This is a genomic window from Megasphaera hutchinsoni, assembly GCF_001553405.1.
GTDB lineage: Bacteria > Bacillota > Negativicutes > Veillonellales > Megasphaeraceae > Megasphaera > Megasphaera hutchinsoni.
In genome coordinates this window covers 76,248-93,493 of record NZ_KQ960955.1, presented here as the reverse complement: position 1 = coordinate 93,493, position 17,246 = coordinate 76,248, and the positions used below count along the sequence as shown (strand labels likewise).

The 17,246-nt window shown below is 37.3% G+C and carries 16 protein-coding genes; 15 read left to right on the top strand and 1 reads right to left on the bottom strand.

Annotated elements, in window-relative coordinates:
• Window positions 1–124 precede the first annotated feature (124 nt).
• The gene (locus HMPREF3182_RS07010) at window positions 125–1,465 is read left to right on the top strand and encodes a hypothetical protein (RefSeq protein ID WP_007392641.1); all 1,341 of its coding nucleotides are present in this window, start codon (window positions 125–127) and stop codon (window positions 1,463–1,465) included.
• Window positions 1,398–2,876 carry an LPS-assembly protein LptD gene (locus HMPREF3182_RS07005; RefSeq protein WP_180977852.1) on the top strand — a complete coding sequence of 493 codons (1,479 nt, stop codon included), beginning with the start codon at window positions 1,398–1,400 and terminating at the stop codon, window positions 2,874–2,876. The genes HMPREF3182_RS07010 and HMPREF3182_RS07005 overlap by 68 nt, the downstream gene beginning before the upstream one ends.
• Window positions 2,877–2,923: 47 nt before the next feature.
• On the opposite strand, the gene HMPREF3182_RS07000 is transcribed toward HMPREF3182_RS07005, so the two are convergent.
• Window positions 2,924–3,859: a YitT family protein gene (locus HMPREF3182_RS07000; RefSeq protein WP_062486528.1), complete on the bottom strand. Its 936-nt coding sequence runs from the start codon at window positions 3,857–3,859 to the stop codon at window positions 2,924–2,926.
• 174 nt (window positions 3,860–4,033) lie between these two features.
• Here HMPREF3182_RS07000 and ispE point away from each other — a divergent pair, with 174 nt between their 5' ends.
• The 13 genes from ispE (at window position 4,034) to HMPREF3182_RS06935 (ending at window position 17,235) form a co-directional block, all read left to right on the top strand.
• Window positions 4,034–4,885 carry a 4-(cytidine 5'-diphospho)-2-C-methyl-D-erythritol kinase gene (gene ispE / locus HMPREF3182_RS06995; RefSeq protein ID WP_062486526.1) on the top strand — a complete coding sequence of 284 codons (852 nt, stop codon included), beginning with the start codon at window positions 4,034–4,036 and terminating at the stop codon, window positions 4,883–4,885.
• Window positions 4,886–4,896: 11 nt separating this feature from the next.
• Window positions 4,897–5,634: a GntR family transcriptional regulator gene (locus HMPREF3182_RS06990; RefSeq protein ID WP_007392662.1), complete on the top strand. Its 738-nt coding sequence runs from the start codon at window positions 4,897–4,899 to the stop codon at window positions 5,632–5,634.
• Window positions 5,635–5,707: 73 nt separating this feature from the next.
• Window positions 5,708–7,102, top strand: coding sequence for an FAD-binding oxidoreductase (locus tag HMPREF3182_RS06985; protein ID WP_007392659.1), 1,395 nt, complete (start codon window positions 5,708–5,710; stop codon window positions 7,100–7,102).
• A 395-nt stretch (window positions 7,103–7,497) separates the two neighbouring features.
• Window positions 7,498–8,400, top strand: coding sequence for a PocR ligand-binding domain-containing protein (locus HMPREF3182_RS06980; protein ID WP_007392680.1), 903 nt, complete (start codon window positions 7,498–7,500; stop codon window positions 8,398–8,400).
• Window positions 8,401–8,657: 257 nt separating this feature from the next.
• Window positions 8,658–11,249 (top strand): pyruvate formate lyase family protein, encoded by a 2,592-nt coding sequence (locus HMPREF3182_RS06975; protein WP_062486524.1) that lies wholly within the window; start codon window positions 8,658–8,660, stop codon window positions 11,247–11,249.
• A 43-nt stretch (window positions 11,250–11,292) separates the two neighbouring features.
• Window positions 11,293–12,234 (top strand): glycyl-radical enzyme activating protein, encoded by a 942-nt coding sequence (locus HMPREF3182_RS06970; protein WP_007393286.1) that lies wholly within the window; start codon window positions 11,293–11,295, stop codon window positions 12,232–12,234.
• A 10-nt stretch (window positions 12,235–12,244) separates the two neighbouring features.
• Window positions 12,245–13,057, top strand: coding sequence for a propanediol utilization microcompartment protein PduB (pduB, locus tag HMPREF3182_RS06965; protein WP_007393284.1), 813 nt, complete (start codon window positions 12,245–12,247; stop codon window positions 13,055–13,057).
• Window positions 13,058–13,085: 28 nt separating this feature from the next.
• Window positions 13,086–13,364: a propanediol utilization microcompartment protein PduA gene (gene pduA / locus HMPREF3182_RS06960; RefSeq protein WP_007393282.1), complete on the top strand. Its 279-nt coding sequence runs from the start codon at window positions 13,086–13,088 to the stop codon at window positions 13,362–13,364.
• Window positions 13,365–13,378: 14 nt separating this feature from the next.
• Window positions 13,379–14,104 (top strand): hypothetical protein, encoded by a 726-nt coding sequence (locus tag HMPREF3182_RS06955; protein WP_062486521.1) that lies wholly within the window; start codon window positions 13,379–13,381, stop codon window positions 14,102–14,104.
• 5 nt (window positions 14,105–14,109) lie between these two features.
• On the top strand, window positions 14,110–14,610 hold the full coding sequence (locus tag HMPREF3182_RS07865) for a BMC domain-containing protein (RefSeq protein WP_072270841.1): 501 nt from the start codon (window positions 14,110–14,112) through the stop codon (window positions 14,608–14,610).
• Between the two features lie 45 nt (window positions 14,611–14,655).
• Window positions 14,656–14,916, top strand: a complete 261-nt coding sequence (locus tag HMPREF3182_RS06945; RefSeq protein ID WP_007393283.1) for a EutN/CcmL family microcompartment protein — start codon at window positions 14,656–14,658, stop codon at window positions 14,914–14,916.
• Window positions 14,917–14,983: 67 nt separating this feature from the next.
• Window positions 14,984–15,805: an ethanolamine utilization protein EutJ gene (gene eutJ / locus HMPREF3182_RS06940; protein WP_062486518.1), complete on the top strand. Its 822-nt coding sequence runs from the start codon at window positions 14,984–14,986 to the stop codon at window positions 15,803–15,805.
• A gap of 8 nt (window positions 15,806–15,813) precedes the next feature.
• Complete coding sequence (locus tag HMPREF3182_RS06935; protein ID WP_062486515.1) at window positions 15,814–17,235, top strand: aldehyde dehydrogenase family protein; 1,422 nt, start codon at window positions 15,814–15,816, stop codon at window positions 17,233–17,235.
• The last annotated feature ends 11 nt before the right edge of the window (window positions 17,236–17,246 follow it).

Below are 17,246 nucleotides of genomic sequence, written 5' to 3'. Positions count from 1 at the left end.
TTTTGGGCGACAGCGAGAAAACGATAAATATGATTCTAATTGCTTTTTGTAAGGGGTTTTTATATAATTAAATCATCCTAGATTTTATTTTATATCAGTATATTATTAATAGGAGGATAAGGGTATGTGGCGAAAAAAGGTAACATTAGGAATGACTATATTGGCTGTATGTGGTATGGTTGTAGCACAGGGAGCAGAATATACTATTTTAGAAAAAACAGAACGTATTGAAACTTCGTTGTATGGTACGCCGCAAACCGGAGCACTTCAAGATCGATTACAAGCCTTAGCGAACACGTTAAGGCTTAATCAAGCAAGTACCGATAATTTGCAGGAAATGACAGATGGACTATATAAGGATGTATATGGTAATGATGGCGAAAAGTTATCTGTGTTGACGACACTTAATTTGTTACAAAGTGTGTATGCCCATAAAGTTACAGATGAACCAGTAGTGGTACGGCTAGAAAATATAGAAGAAAGCATTTTTGGTCATACACAAGAAGGATCGATACAAAAGAGATTATCGGTTTTGCGACAGGTTATGTTGGGTAATCATAAGTATACTCCTCAATTGGTGGTAATCCCTGCAGGTATGCTTATTCCGTTGCAAACGTTGGATGCTATTGATTCAGTATCTGCTCAAGAAGGAGATATTATTCGTTTAGCTGCTACGAAGGATATACGTGTAGGCGATGCAATTGTCATTCCAGAAGGCACTACGACAGATGCCATAGTAGGTACGGTGCGCAAGGCACGGCGGTTTGGTATTGACGGAAAGCTTGAGTTGAAATATCAATATATACGAGGTATTGATGGTACGGCTATTGCATTGAAATGTGCCGATGTCAATTCTCAGGAGTATCAGCATATGGCTAATGCAGCAGGTGCTTCTGCAGCTGGGGCATTGATTTTAGGTCCAGTAGGATTGGTGGGAGGTTTATTTGTACATGGACAGGAAGCAGTGTTACCAAAAGGAACAACCGTTTATGTGCAGACTGTCAATACCATTGAAGTAAGTGGAGTAAAACAGCTTTCTACGAATGTTATGCAATTAGCGGATAAAGTGGCTGAAAGTGTTCCTGTGACTAAATTGGTAGGTGCAACAGCACCGCGTGTGCCTGTTCCTGTATCGCTCACGTCTACGGTAGATAGTAAGGAAAACCAGGGAGAAGAAAAAGCAGTATCTGTGGTAGATGTTGAGTCTACAAAATTTTCTGCGATGAATGGGCATGCACAGAAAATGCTTGTAAATAAGAACGATTTAAAAATTATCCCATCAAATCAGGCCGTAGATAATAAGCTAGTTGATGAAAGCCAACGCTCAAAGAAAAAAGTAGAAACAAAAGCAGTAAAGGGGAAGACATCTGAGCTAAAACAGAAGGAGGGGGTACAAAGTGGAAATGATGATGAAATCATCGTTACCATTAAACCTACTCGTAAAGGCGGTAAAAATGAAAAGTAAGCATGTTACTATTATTGGTATAAGTGTTATGTTAGGTAGTATTTCAATTACTTCGCTGGCGGCGGATAGATCTCCAGTTGCATTGCCTAACCAAGAGGCGGTACGGATGGTTGCTGATACAGTGGCTATGCAGCAGCACGATGGATATGTTATGGCTCGGGGAAACGTAGAAATATATTATCATGCGAATTTATTGAAGACGGATTATATTGAGGGAAATACGAACACAAAAGAATATCACATTCCCGATAAAATTAGCGTGCTTTATGGTACGGATCGGCTTATTTTAAATAAGGTTACATATTATCAAAATAACCAGAAGGCAGTGATGGATCAGGCGGAAGGCAATTGGTTGAATGGAGCAATTTATTTTCGCGGCCAACAGGTTTCTTTGCAAGATGGTGTGTTACACATAAAAAAAGGAATGCTTACGACACCGCATGCAGTAGCTAAAGTCCCTGATTATTATGTCACGGGTGAAGATATTATTATTGATAAAAAAAGAAAACTTACGATTAATAATGCCCAATTTTGGTTTAAAAACACTTGTTTATTATCGTATGGAACGTATGAAAAAAATATCGGACACGGGAAAAGTGCGATGCCTTGGTTATTTTCGTTGTTTCCTAAACCCATTTATAAAAGTTATGAAGGATGGAGTGTTACTGGGGCGGTTTCTTTTCCTTTAAATGAATCCGGTGATTTATTTATTGAAGGGGAATATACAGCATCTGCAAGAAATCATATTCGTCCGACGTTACAATTTGCTCGGTATGTACGGAGTGGTATTTTTTCTATTGGTTATAAGGAAGAGCTAAGTACAGATATAGAAGCACCTACTTGGATTACGAAATGGCCTAATGTAGAGTATGTATCATCCCGTTTGTATTTAGGGAAATCGTCCTTTTTTTTGAAATGGAAAATAGATAGAGGTTATTGGCGGGAAAATCATCAGGTTTCTGGTTGGCATTGGGGGATAAAAGGAGAAGTTTCTCATCAGCCTTGGGCTATTTGGCCCAAAGCATATGTTCAAGGATATATTGGATTTCAAAAAGATGGGTATTCCAGACAAAAACAAGCTCGATTTGATCGATATGGTGGAATTTCGTTGACACAGCGATTGACTACCAAAGGATGGGCTACTTTTTGGTATAAATACCATGATATTCAAGGAAAAACACCATATCGGTTTGATGCTATTGAATATCCTCGACAAGAAGGGGTTTCACTAGGATATGCTATTACGGATAAGGATGTATTTTTATATTCGTTGACACGAGATATAGACACTCATCGTTTACAGGAAAGGCAATATACATGGATTCGTGATTTACACTCTGCTACATGGAGAGCGACGTATAAACAAGTGAAAAAGAAATGGGATATTTCTTTTGTTATTAAAGATTTGTAATAAAAAAGATAGACGATTGAATAAATCGCCTATCTTTTTTTCGGTAATTAATATTCAGGTGGACGTGACGTGCGTGTCCGAGGCATGACTAATGAATCGCCTGGATGGGTATGATATTTTGGCGCAGGTATTGTGAACCCCCGTCCAACGACTTCTGAGGCATCGCTGATAATCATAAAAGCTGAGGAATCTAGTTTATTTACAATTTCTTTTATTTTAGATACTTCCGTTAATTTGATAACGGCATAAATAATCCGTTTATCTTGCATAGTATAAGCACCTTGACCGTATAAATAAGTTGCACCATGTCCAATATAGCGCATAAGGACATTCGCTATTTCTTCAGCATGATTAGAAATAATGATAACGGATTTTCGTTGTTTCATGCCGATTACGACTTTATTGGTAACAATAGTAGCGATGGTAATACCGACAAAAGTGAGCACCGCTGGTTCTAAAGAAAACATATAGGCTGAACATAAGAGAACTAAAGTATTCATTCCCATTACAACATTTCCCATTTCTAAGGAGTAGTATTTTTTTACAATAGCGGCTACGACATCCATGCCACCGCTATTGACATTATATTTATAAAGAATACCAAAGCCGAATCCAGTTGTGATGCCTCCAGCTATACAAGATAACATGGGATCTTTGATGATATCCCATTGTGCAGTAAAAGCAGTAAAATCAATTGCCGCGGAAAAGAGAACGGTACCGATTAAACTAATTAAGGTATAGGTTTTTCCCATATATTTGTAACAGGCAATCATAATGGGAATATTTAAAATAAACACGGTTGTTCCCACGGGGAAACCTAAGGCGTAATAAATAATAATCCCAATTCCACTTAAGCCACTGCTCAATAAATGGTGAGGGATAAAAAAGGCGTTGATACCTAAACCGCAAATAATATTACCGACAATAGCAGCAATATATGGTTTTGCTTTGTTTAATATAGAAAAGAAATGGATTAAAGACATAATATATCTACTCCTAATATAGTTAAATGATTGTCATTTGGGATAAAAAAAAGTATAATTGATAAATATGAAGGATATCATCAAGCGAACTTAACTGAAATTATTATAACATAGAGGGATACTGATTTAAAATATGGAATAAGCTTTATTATTGGATTTGATGTGGGAGTAGATATGTGGGAAGAAAAAGGCTGTGGCAAAATTAATTTAGGTTTGGCTATTACGGGACGATGCACGAATGGGTATCACACGATTAATACGGTATTTCAGTCGATTGGATTAGCGGATATTATTCAATTTACAGAAGCTTCTACATTTCGACTTACGTGTACACATCAGGGGCTTCCATGTGATGAAAGTAATTTGGCTTATAAAGCATATCAGTTATTGCGTACATATGCCAAAAATAAAACACCGTTACATATTCATATAAAAAAAAATATACCTATGGCGGCTGGGTTAGCAGGCGGAAGTGCAGATGGAGCTGCTGTTTTACGCGGATTAAATAAAATTTGGGAGTTACATTTGTCGGTAGATGAATTATGTCAATTGGGAGAAACGTTAGGTGCAGATGTTCCATTTTGTATACATGGGGGAACCATGCATGGTATGGGCAAGGGGGAAATCTTGAAAAAGTTACCATCGCTGCCACCTTGGCATGTGGTGTTGCTACATCCTGATGTAGCTGTGCAGACAAAAGAGGCATATGCTTTATTTGATCAACGGCAACAGGTTGAATTGGTTCCGATGCAAGAGATTATACAATGTGTATATGAAAAAAATATGATTCGTTTGGTTTCTATTTGGAAAAATACTTTTGAAGAATTAGTACTTCCGGAAAAGCCGTTAATACAGAAGTGTAAAGTTCTGTTTTCGGCATTTGGCATTCCTTCCTTGATGAGTGGCAGTGGATCGGCTGTATTTGCATTGATATCTTCTGACGTAGATGAAAAACAATTACAAATGTTGGAGAAAGAAGCACACCACCAAGGTATTGCTTATTATAGGACAACGTTAATAGGGTGAGGGTGTATTAAATGGATAAGAAAAAAGAATATACATTAGCGCCGATACAATTAGACACGTATCGTTCACTCCGTGAAGTGGTAAGTGATGCATTGCGACAGGCTATAAAAGATGGGCGATTGTCACCAGGACAGCGATTGCGAGAAATAACGTTAGCCGATACTTTGGGTGTCAGTCGGACCCCAATACGAGAAGCGATACGACAATTAGAGCAAGAAGGGTTTGTCGTGATGGTACCGAGAAGAGGGACTTATGTTGCCGATATATCGCTTAAAGATATTGCACAAGTATTTGAAATTCGAGGAGCCTTAGAAGAATTAGCTGCCGGATTGGCAGCCGAGCGGATTACTACGGAAGAATTGGAATGCTTGGAGCGTATTTTGGTGGAAATTAATGGATATATTGAACGAGATGAATTTGAACGTATTGTGGATGCAGATGTACGGTTTCATGATGTATTATATCATGCGAGTCGAAATCAACGATTAGTAGATATTTTACATAATTTACGTGAGCAGATGTTGCGTTTTCGGTCTATATCTATGCATTATCCGGGTAGACTTACGGCAACGTGGGAAGAACATCGTCAAATGGTGGAAAATATTGCTGCTCATAATAGTTCTATGGCACGAAAAGTGGCTAAGCGGCATATGGAAAATTCAGAAAAAACGCTATTAAAAGGGATTAGAGAGGATAAAAAATCTCTTCAGCAATGGAAAAAATGGTACCATGATGCGATAAAAGAATAAATATATGGAGGACATGAAATCTTAGTAGGGATTTCATGTTTTTAATTTTTATTATAGTAAGGAGAGGTAGTATATGTATCAAAAAGTAACGACAGAAGTTATAGAAAAATTGCAACATATAGTAGGCCCATCTTATGTAAAAATGAATAAAGATGAGCTAATTTCCTATTCATCGGACGAAAGTATGGCACCTGAATTGTGGACAATGCCGGAAGTAGTTGTAGCCCCAGCTAATGCAGAAGAAATTGGGGCTATAATTAAACTTGCTAATGTTTATCATATTCCCGTCACCCCACGCAGTGCAGGTACAAGCGTAAGCGGCGGTGCGATTCCTGTTTGCGGCGGCATTGTGGTATTGTTAGAACGGCTTAATCGTATTCTTGAATTGAATGAAGAAGGGTTATTTATGGTCGTTGAAGCAGGTGTACGTACGGTAGATATACAACAAGCAGCACGAGAAAAGGGGTTGTTATATGCAGGGGATCCGTGTAGTGCCGATAGTTGTTTAATTGGTGGTAATTTAGCTACAAATGCAGGGGGGAATAAAGCGGTGCGGTATGGGACAACACGGCATCAAGTATATGCTATTGAAGTAGTTTTACCAACAGGAGAAATTGTGGAACTCGGTGGCAATTTAAAAAAATGTTCGACTGGTTTTTGTTTAGAGCAATTGATTATTGGTTCGGAAGGAACATTGGGCGTTATTACAAAAGCTACGTTGAAATTAATTCCAACACCTTTGTATCATTTTGATGCATTGGCGGTATTTACTGATTTATCAAAGGCAATTAACTTTGTGCCTAATTTAATAAAAGAAAAATTGAATCCGACTTCTGTTGAGTTTATGGACAATCGCTTTGTTAAACGGGCGAATGAGTATTGTCGATTACAACTGCCGCATTGGCAAGATGGGTATTATGTTATTGTTTCTTTAGATACATATCGGGAAGAAGAATTACAGGATAATATTGAACGCTTATCGAATATATGTGAAGCGGCAGGTGCAACGGATATATTAGAAGCCGATGAACGTATTTGGCGAGTGCGGCGGAGTTGTTTGGAAAGCACGCGTGAATTATCGAAAGAAGCCACCTCGGAAGATTTAGTAGTACCTGTTTTGCGAATTGCTGAGTGTATTGAAACTGTTGTACAGATGGCAGCGGCATATGATTTTCAAGTATTTTGTTTAGCTCATGCGGGAGATGGTAATTTACATTTTCAGATTTTACGAGGCAATTTAGAAAAGACGGAATGGGAAAGACAGCTGGCTGATTTTCGTAAACAGGCATATCCATTTGTATATTCTTTAGGAGGTAAATTGTCAGGCGAACATGGTATCGGCGTAAAACGAGTTGATTATATGGAAACATACACGAATCCGGTAGAGTTGATGATGATGAAGAAAATTAAGCAGGCTTTAGATCCTAATTCTATTTTAAATCCTCGTAAGGTATTGAATGTAGAATAGAATATATAATTGTATTACAGGCAGGGAAAAAGTATTTTCCCTGCCTGTAATACAAATGAAGTGTATATAATAATTAATATCATGTAATATCGATACTAGATTATATAAAAATAATTTTAAAATATTATCTAAATCTTAAAAAAATAACATAATTTTATTCAGTTTCAACGAGATAACTCGACTTATCTTGACATGAATATGGGAAAACAAAGATAATTGTATTATATAAAATCGGAAGAAAATAAATAATATCATTTATAAAGTGACACATAAATTTATATAGTTAGGTAGTAATATAAGTAATAAAATTGTATATAAATATTTAATGAATATAGGGAGAAGATCGTTCGCGGCAACATGAATGTATTAATAGAAAGAAAGGTAGGCTATGAAAAATGACTATTACGCTTTCAAAAGAAACATTAGTGAAACGGACTGTAGAGAATATTTTACATGATTATGCACATGCTACAGGTATTGCATGTGTTTATGTAGATATTCGGGGACATGAACGATCTACGAAATATAAATTTACGAAGTTTTGTCAATTTATGAGAAGCATACCAGCTTTTCGGGATCGGTGCTATCAGTGCGATTTATGTGGCGGTGTAGAGACTTTAAAAAGACAGTATTGTTGTCCCTATCGCTGCCATTCTGGCTTGGTGGATTTTGCTGTGCCTATTATTCAAGAAAATAAATTATATGGATTTATTATTTCGGGACAAGTGGTTTTACAGGATAAGCGGATAGAATATTTACAGCAACCTACGTATTGGCATGATAACGCTAATGCAAAACTTTATTTTGAGTCAGCACCAGCGTATCGGTATGAAGAAATTATGAGTGCATCGAGAGTGTTACAAACATTGGTGGTATCTCAATTTCCTTGTTGTTTGCAAGCTCAGGGATATAATATGAGCGTATTGACAGAAAATGAAAGAGATATGCAGGAACCTGAGGAAATTAATATTAGACCAGAAATAAAAACGGCAATATCTTTTATTAAACGTAATTTGCATAGTAATTTATGTTTAAAAAGAATTGCTGAAGAAATTTTTTTAAGTGAATCTTATTTATCGAAGATATTTAAGCAAGAAATGAATATGAATTTAATGCAATATATTAATCAATGCCGGATTTGTGAAGCAAAAAAGATGTTATGTCAAACAAATGAATCTGTTGATTGCATTGGGAAAAAATTAGGTTATCATAGAACTAGTTATTTTTGCAAAATATTTAAACAATATACAGGAGAAACTCCGCATGTATATCGAAAAAGAAATAGCATAGAAAAATAAGTTGTATTTGTGAAATAATTCATATAAAACAAAAAGCCGCATTCAGAAGATGGAGAATGAATGCGGCTTTTTGTTTTATAAAAAGAACATTTATTTATAGTATACTGCTACTTTTTGGCTATTTAATAGACAAAAAAGTGGTGTTTATAACGATGGATCATAATAAAATTGCATTTTTGTTTGATATACTTTTTGTGAAAGAAAGAACTATATGTGCTTTTAATTAAGTAGATAATAACGATAAGGAGGTTTATGTAATGGATGTATTAGCCAAAGGATTTACCCAACCGACAACTAGGATCCAAGCATTGAAAAATGCTATTTATGATGCGACCCCAACGGTGGAAGCGGATCGAGCTGAATTGATTACGGCATCATATAAAGAAACTGAGGGATATCCTATTATTATTCGTCGGGCAAAGGCTGTTGAAAAAATTTTAACAGAAACGCCGATTACGATTCGCGACCATGAATTAATTGTAGGATCATTAACGGTCAGTGTTCATGGGTGCCAAATTTATCCAGAATATTCATATGAATGGATTGAAAAAGAATTTGATACAATGGCAACTCGTATGGCCGATCCATTTGTCATTCCTAAAGATACGGCAAAACGGTTGCATGATGCGTTTTTGTATTGGCCAGGCAAGACTACGAGTGCATTAGCGTCTAGCTATATGTCTAAAGCATGCCGGGATGCACAGGATAATGGAGTGTTTACAGTAGGCAATTACTATTTTAATGGGGTTGGCCATGTATGCGTTAATTACGATAAAGTGATTCGCCAAGGTGCGGCAGGTATTATTAAAGAAGCGGAAAATGCTAAAAGCAAATTGTCATCAGGTGTGCCTGAAGATATTAAAAAACGAGACTTTTATGATGCGGTCATTATCACGTATCGGGCAGTAATCGCTTATGCTAATCGTTATGCTGATTTGTGTGAAAAATTAGCGGCAACAGAGGCAGATAGTTTGCGTAAAGCCGAATTAACACAAATCGCAGCAAATTGTCGGCGTGTACCTGAATATCCGGCTACGAATTGGTGGGAAGCGTTGCAAACATTTTGGTTTGTACAATTGATTATGCAAATTGAATCGAACGGACATTCGATTTCGCCAGGACGATTTGATCAATATATGTATCCTCATTTGGCGTCAGATACGACGATCAGTAAAGAGTTTGCACAAGAGTTATTGGATAATATTTGGATTAAGTTTAATGACTTAAATAAAACAAGAGATGATGTTTCGGATCAGGCTTTTGCGGGATATGCTTTATTCCAAAATATTCAATGTGGTGGGATAAATGAAGATGGAATGGATGCAACTAATCCTTTGTCATATATGATGATAGAAGCAGCGGCCCATGTTGCTATGGCAGCACCTTCTTTCTCTATTCGCTATTCTAATAAAACGCCAGATGAATTTTTATATCGTGCTTGCGAATTAGTTCGTTTGGGATTGGGATATCCTGCTATGTATAATGATGAAGTTATTATACCAGCCATGATGAATAGAGGAATTCCTTTAAATGATGCACGAAATTATTGCATTATTGGTTGTGTAGAACCACAAGTACCACATAAAACAGAAGGTTGGCATGATGCAGCATTCTTTAATATTGCTAAAGTATTAGATATTACGTTACATAATGGTCGGTGTGGGAAAATTCAATTAGGACCTAAAACGGGAGAATTAAGAGACTTTAAGAGTTTAGAAGAATTAATGGTGGCATATCAGAAACAGATGGAATATTTTGTGAAATTATTGGTAGAAGCGGATAATGCTGTTGATTATGCTCATGCAGAAAGAGCCCCGTTACCATTTGAATCGGCATTGGTAGAAGATTGCTTAGGTAGAGGAAAATCGGTACAAGAAGGGGGGGCCATTTATAACTTTACGGGACCACAGGCGTTTGGTGTTGCCGATAATGGGGATTCTTTTGCGGCTATTCAAAAACATGTATTTGAAAATGGTGAAGTTAGTTTAGCAGAATTGCAAGAAGCGATTGAAAATAATTTTGGCTATCCTGATGAAACAGGCAAGATGGCATCTTGGTTTGATCACTCTGATATGTCCAATACATCTTCGGCTACGTATGAAGTAGATGAAGCCAAAATTTATGAAGCGGTAAAACAAATTCTTTCTCAAAATGGTAATATTGATATTAATGAATTGCAAAAGAATTTAACACAAAAAGGCGTTTTACGCGAATCGACAAGACCTTCTGTAAGTTCAAATGCTGCTCGATATCAACAAATTAAACGGATTATGGAAAATACAACCTGGTTTGGCAATGATGATGATATTGTAGATATGATTACTCGAGAAGCAGGGCAAATTTATGCACGGGAAGTACAAAAGTATAAAAATCCTCGTGGCGGACAATTCCAAGCTGGTTGTTATCCTGTATCGGCCAATGTATTGTTTGGTAAAGATGTAGCACCTCTTCCAGATGGCCGATTAGCATGGACACCTCTTGCTGATGGGGTATCACCTCGAGCTGGTTGTGATACCAATGGACCGACTGCGGCGGTTATGTCTGTTGCTAAATTGGAGCACGAAACATTTTCTAATGGTACGTTATATAATCAAAAATTTAGTCCGATCGCATTATCTGGCGACGAAGGATTAAAACGATTTGCTGCTTTGTGCCGTGCATACTTTGATAATAAAGGAATGCATGTTCAGTTTAATGTTATTGATAAAAAGACGCTGGTAGAAGCACAAAAAGAACCAGAAAAGCATAAAGATTTAGTGGTTCGTGTAGCTGGATATTCCGCTCAATTTATTTCGCTAGCTAAAGAAGTTCAGGATAATATTATTGATCGTACAGAATTTACATTTTAATGAGAGACATTAGTTATGTCAAAGACGAAGAGGGTGTATATATATGTCTACTGTACCAATTGATTACGAGGCTGAAGGAGATATTTTTAATATACAACGCTTTTCGTTAAATGATGGTCCAGGAATTCGTACGATTGTGTTTTTGAAAGGTTGTCCTTTATCTTGTTGGTGGTGCAGCAATCCCGAGTCACAGCGTCGACGTCCAGTTGTGATGTATGATGCATCTAAATGTGTGCAATGTCGACGTTGTGAAGCGGTGTGCGAACAAAAAGCAATTCGATTTTTGGAGGATGGAACACGTACTTTTTCTTATCATAACTGTACAGGTAGTGGTGCTTGTGTAAAGGTATGTGAGTACAGTGCATTAGAGATGAAAGGGGAACGAGTGACAGTTAAAGATTTAGTGGAAGTATTAAAAAAAGATCGGTCTACTTTTCGGCATTCTGGTGGTGGCGTAACTTTATCGGGTGGAGATCCCTTTGGGCAAGCTGAATTTGCATGTGAACTATTTAAAGCTTGTAAAGCACAGGGCTGGAATACGGCGATTGAAACGGAAGGGTGTGCGGCAACAGAACGCATTTTACCAGTATTACCTTATATTGATACCATCTTACTGGATATTAAACATATGGATCCAGAAAAACATAGGCAATATACAGGCGTTTCTAATGAACTTATATTGCAAAATGCTAGAACAATAGCAGATACTTCTAATGTTATTATTCGTGTCCCCGTTATTCCGAAATTTAATCATTCAAAAGAAGAAATTAGAGATATTGCTCGTTTTGCATCTTCCCTACAACATGTTCAATATGTGCATTTATTGCCATATCATGAATTGGGGGTTAATAAATATAAGATGCTAGGAATGGAATATAAAATGCAACGATTGAGTACAGCATCCTTGCGAAATGTAGATTTAGAACAATATCGTGAGGTAGTTGAACAAGAAGGTGTTCGTTGTCGTATTGGAGATGCATCTTAAGGAGGTTAATATGGATCAGCAATTATTAGAAAAAGTAATGAGTCAAGTAAAAGCTGAATTAGAAACCAAGACACCTGTTGATAATCAAACGGTAAATCTCAACAAAACAGAAGGTGTTACGGGTATACATTCAGTCTTAGGAAGAACTGAATTTGTGGGTACATCGACAGGGGATACGATTGGGTTAGTTATTGCGAGTGTCGATCCCATGTTAAAGGATGCGATGAATTTAGGATCTTATCGTTCTATTGGGATTATTGGTGGACGTACTGGTGCAGGTCCGCAAATTATGGCAGTAGATGATGCAGTTAAGGCTACGAATACTGAAGTTATTTCAGTAGAATTGCCACGGGATACCAAAGGTGGAGCAGGACATGGTTCGTTGATTCTTATTGGAGCAGAGGATGTTTCTGATGCACGGCGTGCGGTAGAAACGGCTTTACAAGTATTACCTAAATATTTTGGCGATGTATATGCCAATGATGCAGGCCATTTAGAATTTCAATATTCGGCTAGAGCAAGTTATTGTTTGGAAAAAGCTTTGGGGGCTAAATTTGGTAAAGCATTTGGGATGACTTGTGCAGGGCCTGCGGCTATTGGTGTTGTGTTAGCGGATACTGCGGTAAAAGCTGCCAATGTAGAAATTGTTAATTATGCTTCGCCCGGAAATGGTAAAACAAGTTTTTCTAATGAAACAATTTTGTGCTTTAGTGGCGATTCCGGTGCAGTTCGGCAAGCGGTTAAAGCAGCCATTGAAGTAGGCAAAACGTTATTAGGGGCATTGGGGGATGAACCAAAATCAACTACCACCCCGTATATTTAATATTTTTTTGACATAGGAGGTTTTTCAGATGACAAATGAAGCATTAGGTATGGTTGAAACAAAAGGATTAGTAGGTTCGATAGAAGCAGCAGATGCAATGGTAAAAGCTGCCAATGTAACGTTGATTGGGTATGAAAAAATTGGTTCTGGATTAGTTACTGTAATGGTTCGTGGCGATGTAGGCGCTGTAAAAGCAGCCGTAGATGCAGGTGCAGCATCAGCAAAAGTAGTAGGAGAAGTTGTATCTGTTCATGTTATTCCTCGTCCTCATTCAGATGTGGAAAAAATTTTGCCTCATTTAGATTAATGAGGTAAGGCCATATGGAATGGAATGAAGATCAGTTAAAAAAGTGTATTGCGGCGGTTATACAAATGATGCAGAAAGATCAACCAAGCAAAAAAACACGACCAGTTTATCTGGTGTTTGATCGTCCTTTTCCCGGCCTAGATCTGTTCATTACACAAGCGTTATCTTTTTGGGAAACGGTTACTGCTGTCATTCCAGATGAATGGGGGCAGCAGTATCCTTGTTTTTGGAAGGATAAATCACCATCTTTACGCATTTCTTTGTGGCATGAATCGAATACATTGCCGTTAGAAGATTCGCTTACGATTTATCCTGTTATGACGCATACATGGGCAGCAAAAATGGCTCTGTGCATAGGAGATTCGTTTATTACACAATGGGGAGAGAGATGTATACAGGTAGGTGCAGCAGTACATTTTATTTTAGCAGGATTACAAAAATTTACAGGCCAAGAACCGTGTACATATAAAAAAATGATTTTTTCATATTATCGTCAATTATTATCGTATGGTATATCTATTGGATCATTAGTATCAGCTGTTGAAAAAGAAGCTAATAATATGCTGCCAGAAGGGGATGGAAATAAGGCGGTTATCCCCGATACGATTATTACGGTAAAAGATATTAATCATATTCCTCCAGGTGGGTGCATGTATATTTTGCCTAAAGCAATAGTGACTTCTTTTGCTGCAGAAATGATAGAAAAAAGGGGAATAGTTGTAATTCGTAAGGGATGGTGATGTCAGTGAAACAAGCATTAGGTTTGGTAGAAGTTAAGGGGTTGAGTACGGCTATTGAAGTGGCTGATACCATGGCAAAAGCGGCGAATATTACAATTCATGAATGGGAAAGAGCCAAAGGAAATGGCTTGATGACTGTAAAAGTATTGGGAGATGTTGGTGCTGTACGTGCCGCAGTTGAAGCAGGAAGTGCTCTTGCTAAGAGATATGGCACATTAGTATCTACGGATATTATTGCTAGACCGCATGAAGGAGTAGAAACATTATTTATACGAAAAAAAACGGTGAGTTTAGAAGATAATAGTAGCAATCAAGAAACAGTAGAAGAGAAACAAGCGGTAGAACAACAGTTAGCTAAGGACGTTATATGTCAGGATGAAACGGCTTCTGTGGAGCTGCCGAGTGAACCGCAGGAACAAGAAAAGACAAGTCAGAAAAATATGGTAACAACAAAAAGCAAACCTTCCGTTCGTTCGAAAGGTCATGTAAAAAGAGTAAAAAAATAAGGAATATATAGTAGGATAATGCTATTAGAATAGAAGGTGGTTGATATGCGAATCGGTAAAGTTACAGGTTCTATTGTATCGACAAAAAAAGAAGAAAGTTTGGTTGGTGCTAAATTAATGATTGTGCAATGCGAGAATAAAGATGGTCAGGCGTATGGAATTGAAGAAGTTGCAGTTGATTATGTTGGTGCTGGTATTGGTGAAAAAGTGTTAATTGCCAGTGGATCGGCTGTACGGACATCAGATACCACCAAAACAAAAACAATTGATTTAGCTATTATTGGTATTATTGATTCGATTCAATAGGGATAAGATGTTGATTATGGAAAAACAATAATTTACAGAGAAAATTTTCGGATGAATGAGGTACGATATGATCATTGAACATGAGTTGTTACAACTATTCGCAGAATTAATTAATACAGGTAAGGTTGCACCAGCAGAGCCACCTTTTCATATTGGGGTTGATTTAGGAACTTCTAATATTGTTATGGCTATTGTTGATCAGTATAATCATCCTGTTGCAGGTATGACGATGCCATCAACAGTTGTTAAAGATGGTATTGTTGTAGATTATATGGGTGCTGTAAATATACTTCGTAAGATGAAATGTGCATTAGAGGAAAGGATAGGTGTAGAAATTAATGAAGCTTCTACGGCTATTCCTCCAGGTATATTACCAGGAAATGAACGCTGTATTGTAAATTGTGTAGAAAGTGCGGATATGGAAGTAATACAAGTGGTTGATGAACCTACGGCAGCGGCATCCGTATTAGATATAACAGAAGGAGCTGTGGTTGATATTGGTGGAGGAACTACGGGGATAAGTGTATTAGAAAAGGGGCAGGTTGTGCATACGGCTGATGAAGCAACGGGTGGAACACATATGACCTTAGTGTTAGCTGGCTATCATCATGTTTCTTTTTCTGAAGCAGAACAGTTAAAAAAAGATGAAACCAATAAAGATACCATATTATCATTAATACGTCCCGTTATTGAAAAAATGGCGATGATTACTGCACAAAGCATAGAAGGGTATGTTGTTCAAAAATTATATTTAGTGGGTGGTGCATGTAGTTTTACTGGTTTTGAACATATTTTTGAGCGGATATTACATATTCCTACCTATAAGACAAATCATTCTTTATTTGTTACGCCATTAGGGATTGCTATGCAACAAAAGATAGGAGGATAGATTGTATTATGGACATTGATTCATCAGTATTACAAGCAATGGTAGCAAGGGCAGTACAGCGAGTACAAAAAGAAATGGGCGAAACGGCTTATGAAAGTGCTTTTGATACCAATTATGGTGTATTTTCACAGATGGAAGAAGCGATTGCAGCAGCTGAAAAGGCACAACGGGAAGTGTTGAAGCAAACACCTAATCAACGGCAATGTTGGGTAGATATTATTAGAAAAACTTGTTTACAACAAGAGATAATGGAACGGATGTCGCGGTTAGCTGTATGTGAAACGGGAATAGGCCGATACACGGATAAAGTTATTAAAAATACAGCGGCAGCTAAGTTTACACCAGGTACAGAAGATTTAAGAACGGAAGCCAGCACGGGTGCATATGGGTTAACGTTGTTTGAATATTGCCCTTTTGGTGTTATTGGGGCGATTACGCCTACTACGAATCCAACGGAAACGATTATTAATAATTCAATTTGTATGATCGCAGGAGGAAATACGGTTGTTTTTAGTCCACATCCAAGAGCAAAAAAAACATCTATTTATTTAATTCAGACATTAAATAAAGCTTTAGCTGAAGCAGGAGCACCAAACAATATGATTACGATGGTAGCTAATCCTTCTTTAGAAGCGACTGATATAATGATTCATCATCCGAAAGTTCGGATGTTAGTAGCAACGGGAGGACCTGCTATTGTGCAAAAAGTATTGTCTTCAGGAAAGAAGGCTATTGGAGCAGGACCGGGAAATCCACCAGTTGTTGTAGATGAAACGGCTAATATTGAGCAAGCCGCAAAGGATATTGTAGCGGGAAGTTCATTTGATAATAATGTGCCATGTATTGCAGAAAAAGAAGTATTTGCGGTGGATTCTATTTTTGATTATTTGCTAATTAATATGAAGCGTGCGGGTGCTTATGAAATAAAAAATGATAATTGTATAGAAAAATTATGGCAATTAGTTTCCAAAGAAGATGGTAGTGGACCTAAAGTTGAGTTTGTGGGAAAATCAGCTGCGTATATTTTAAAACAAATTGGGATTGAAGTAGATGATACAACGCGGTTGATTATTATGGAAACGGATAAAGAACATCCTTTTGTACAAGAAGAAATGATGATGCCTATTTTACCGTTAGTTAGATGTGAAAATGTTGATCAAGCGATTGCGTGGGCATATGAAGCAGAACATGGCAATCGGCACAGTGCGATGATGCATTCTACTAATATTGCAAAATTAAGTAAAATGGCTAAATTAATGGAAACTACTATTTTTGTGAAAAATGGTCCTTCTTATGCAGGATTAGGTATTGGTGGACAAGGCTATCCTACTTTTACTATTGCAGGTCCTACGGGAGAAGGATTAACGAGTCCACGTTCATTTTGTAGACGTCGGGAATGCGTATTAAAGGATATGTTTAATATTCGTTAGGCGGAGGGGAT

Bases quoted from the DNA above. Each gene is read 5' to 3' on its own strand.
- HMPREF3182_RS06985 (WP_007392659.1), top strand. From the start codon at position 5,708: ATGTATCAAAAAGTAACGACAGAAGTTATAGAAAAATTGCAACATATA.
- pduB (WP_007393284.1), top strand. From the start codon at position 12,245: ATGGATCAGCAATTATTAGAAAAAGTAATGAGTCAAGTAAAAGCTGAA.
- pduA (WP_007393282.1), top strand. From the start codon at position 13,086: ATGACAAATGAAGCATTAGGTATGGTTGAAACAAAAGGATTAGTAGGT.
- HMPREF3182_RS06935 (WP_062486515.1), top strand. From the start codon at position 15,814: ATGGACATTGATTCATCAGTATTACAAGCAATGGTAGCAAGGGCAGTA.
- ispE (WP_062486526.1), top strand. From the start codon at position 4,034: ATGTGGGAAGAAAAAGGCTGTGGCAAAATTAATTTAGGTTTGGCTATT.
- HMPREF3182_RS06970 (WP_007393286.1), top strand. From the start codon at position 11,293: ATGTCTACTGTACCAATTGATTACGAGGCTGAAGGAGATATTTTTAAT.
- HMPREF3182_RS06990 (WP_007392662.1), top strand. From the start codon at position 4,897: ATGGATAAGAAAAAAGAATATACATTAGCGCCGATACAATTAGACACG.
- HMPREF3182_RS06975 (WP_062486524.1), top strand. From the start codon at position 8,658: ATGGATGTATTAGCCAAAGGATTTACCCAACCGACAACTAGGATCCAA.
- HMPREF3182_RS06955 (WP_062486521.1), top strand. From the start codon at position 13,379: ATGGAATGGAATGAAGATCAGTTAAAAAAGTGTATTGCGGCGGTTATA.
- HMPREF3182_RS06945 (WP_007393283.1), top strand. From the start codon at position 14,656: ATGCGAATCGGTAAAGTTACAGGTTCTATTGTATCGACAAAAAAAGAA.
- HMPREF3182_RS07010 (WP_007392641.1), top strand. From the start codon at position 125: ATGTGGCGAAAAAAGGTAACATTAGGAATGACTATATTGGCTGTATGT.
- HMPREF3182_RS07000 (WP_062486528.1), bottom strand. From the start codon at position 3,859: ATGTCTTTAATCCATTTCTTTTCTATATTAAACAAAGCAAAACCATAT.
- HMPREF3182_RS06980 (WP_007392680.1), top strand. From the start codon at position 7,498: ATGACTATTACGCTTTCAAAAGAAACATTAGTGAAACGGACTGTAGAG.
- eutJ (WP_062486518.1), top strand. From the start codon at position 14,984: ATGATCATTGAACATGAGTTGTTACAACTATTCGCAGAATTAATTAAT.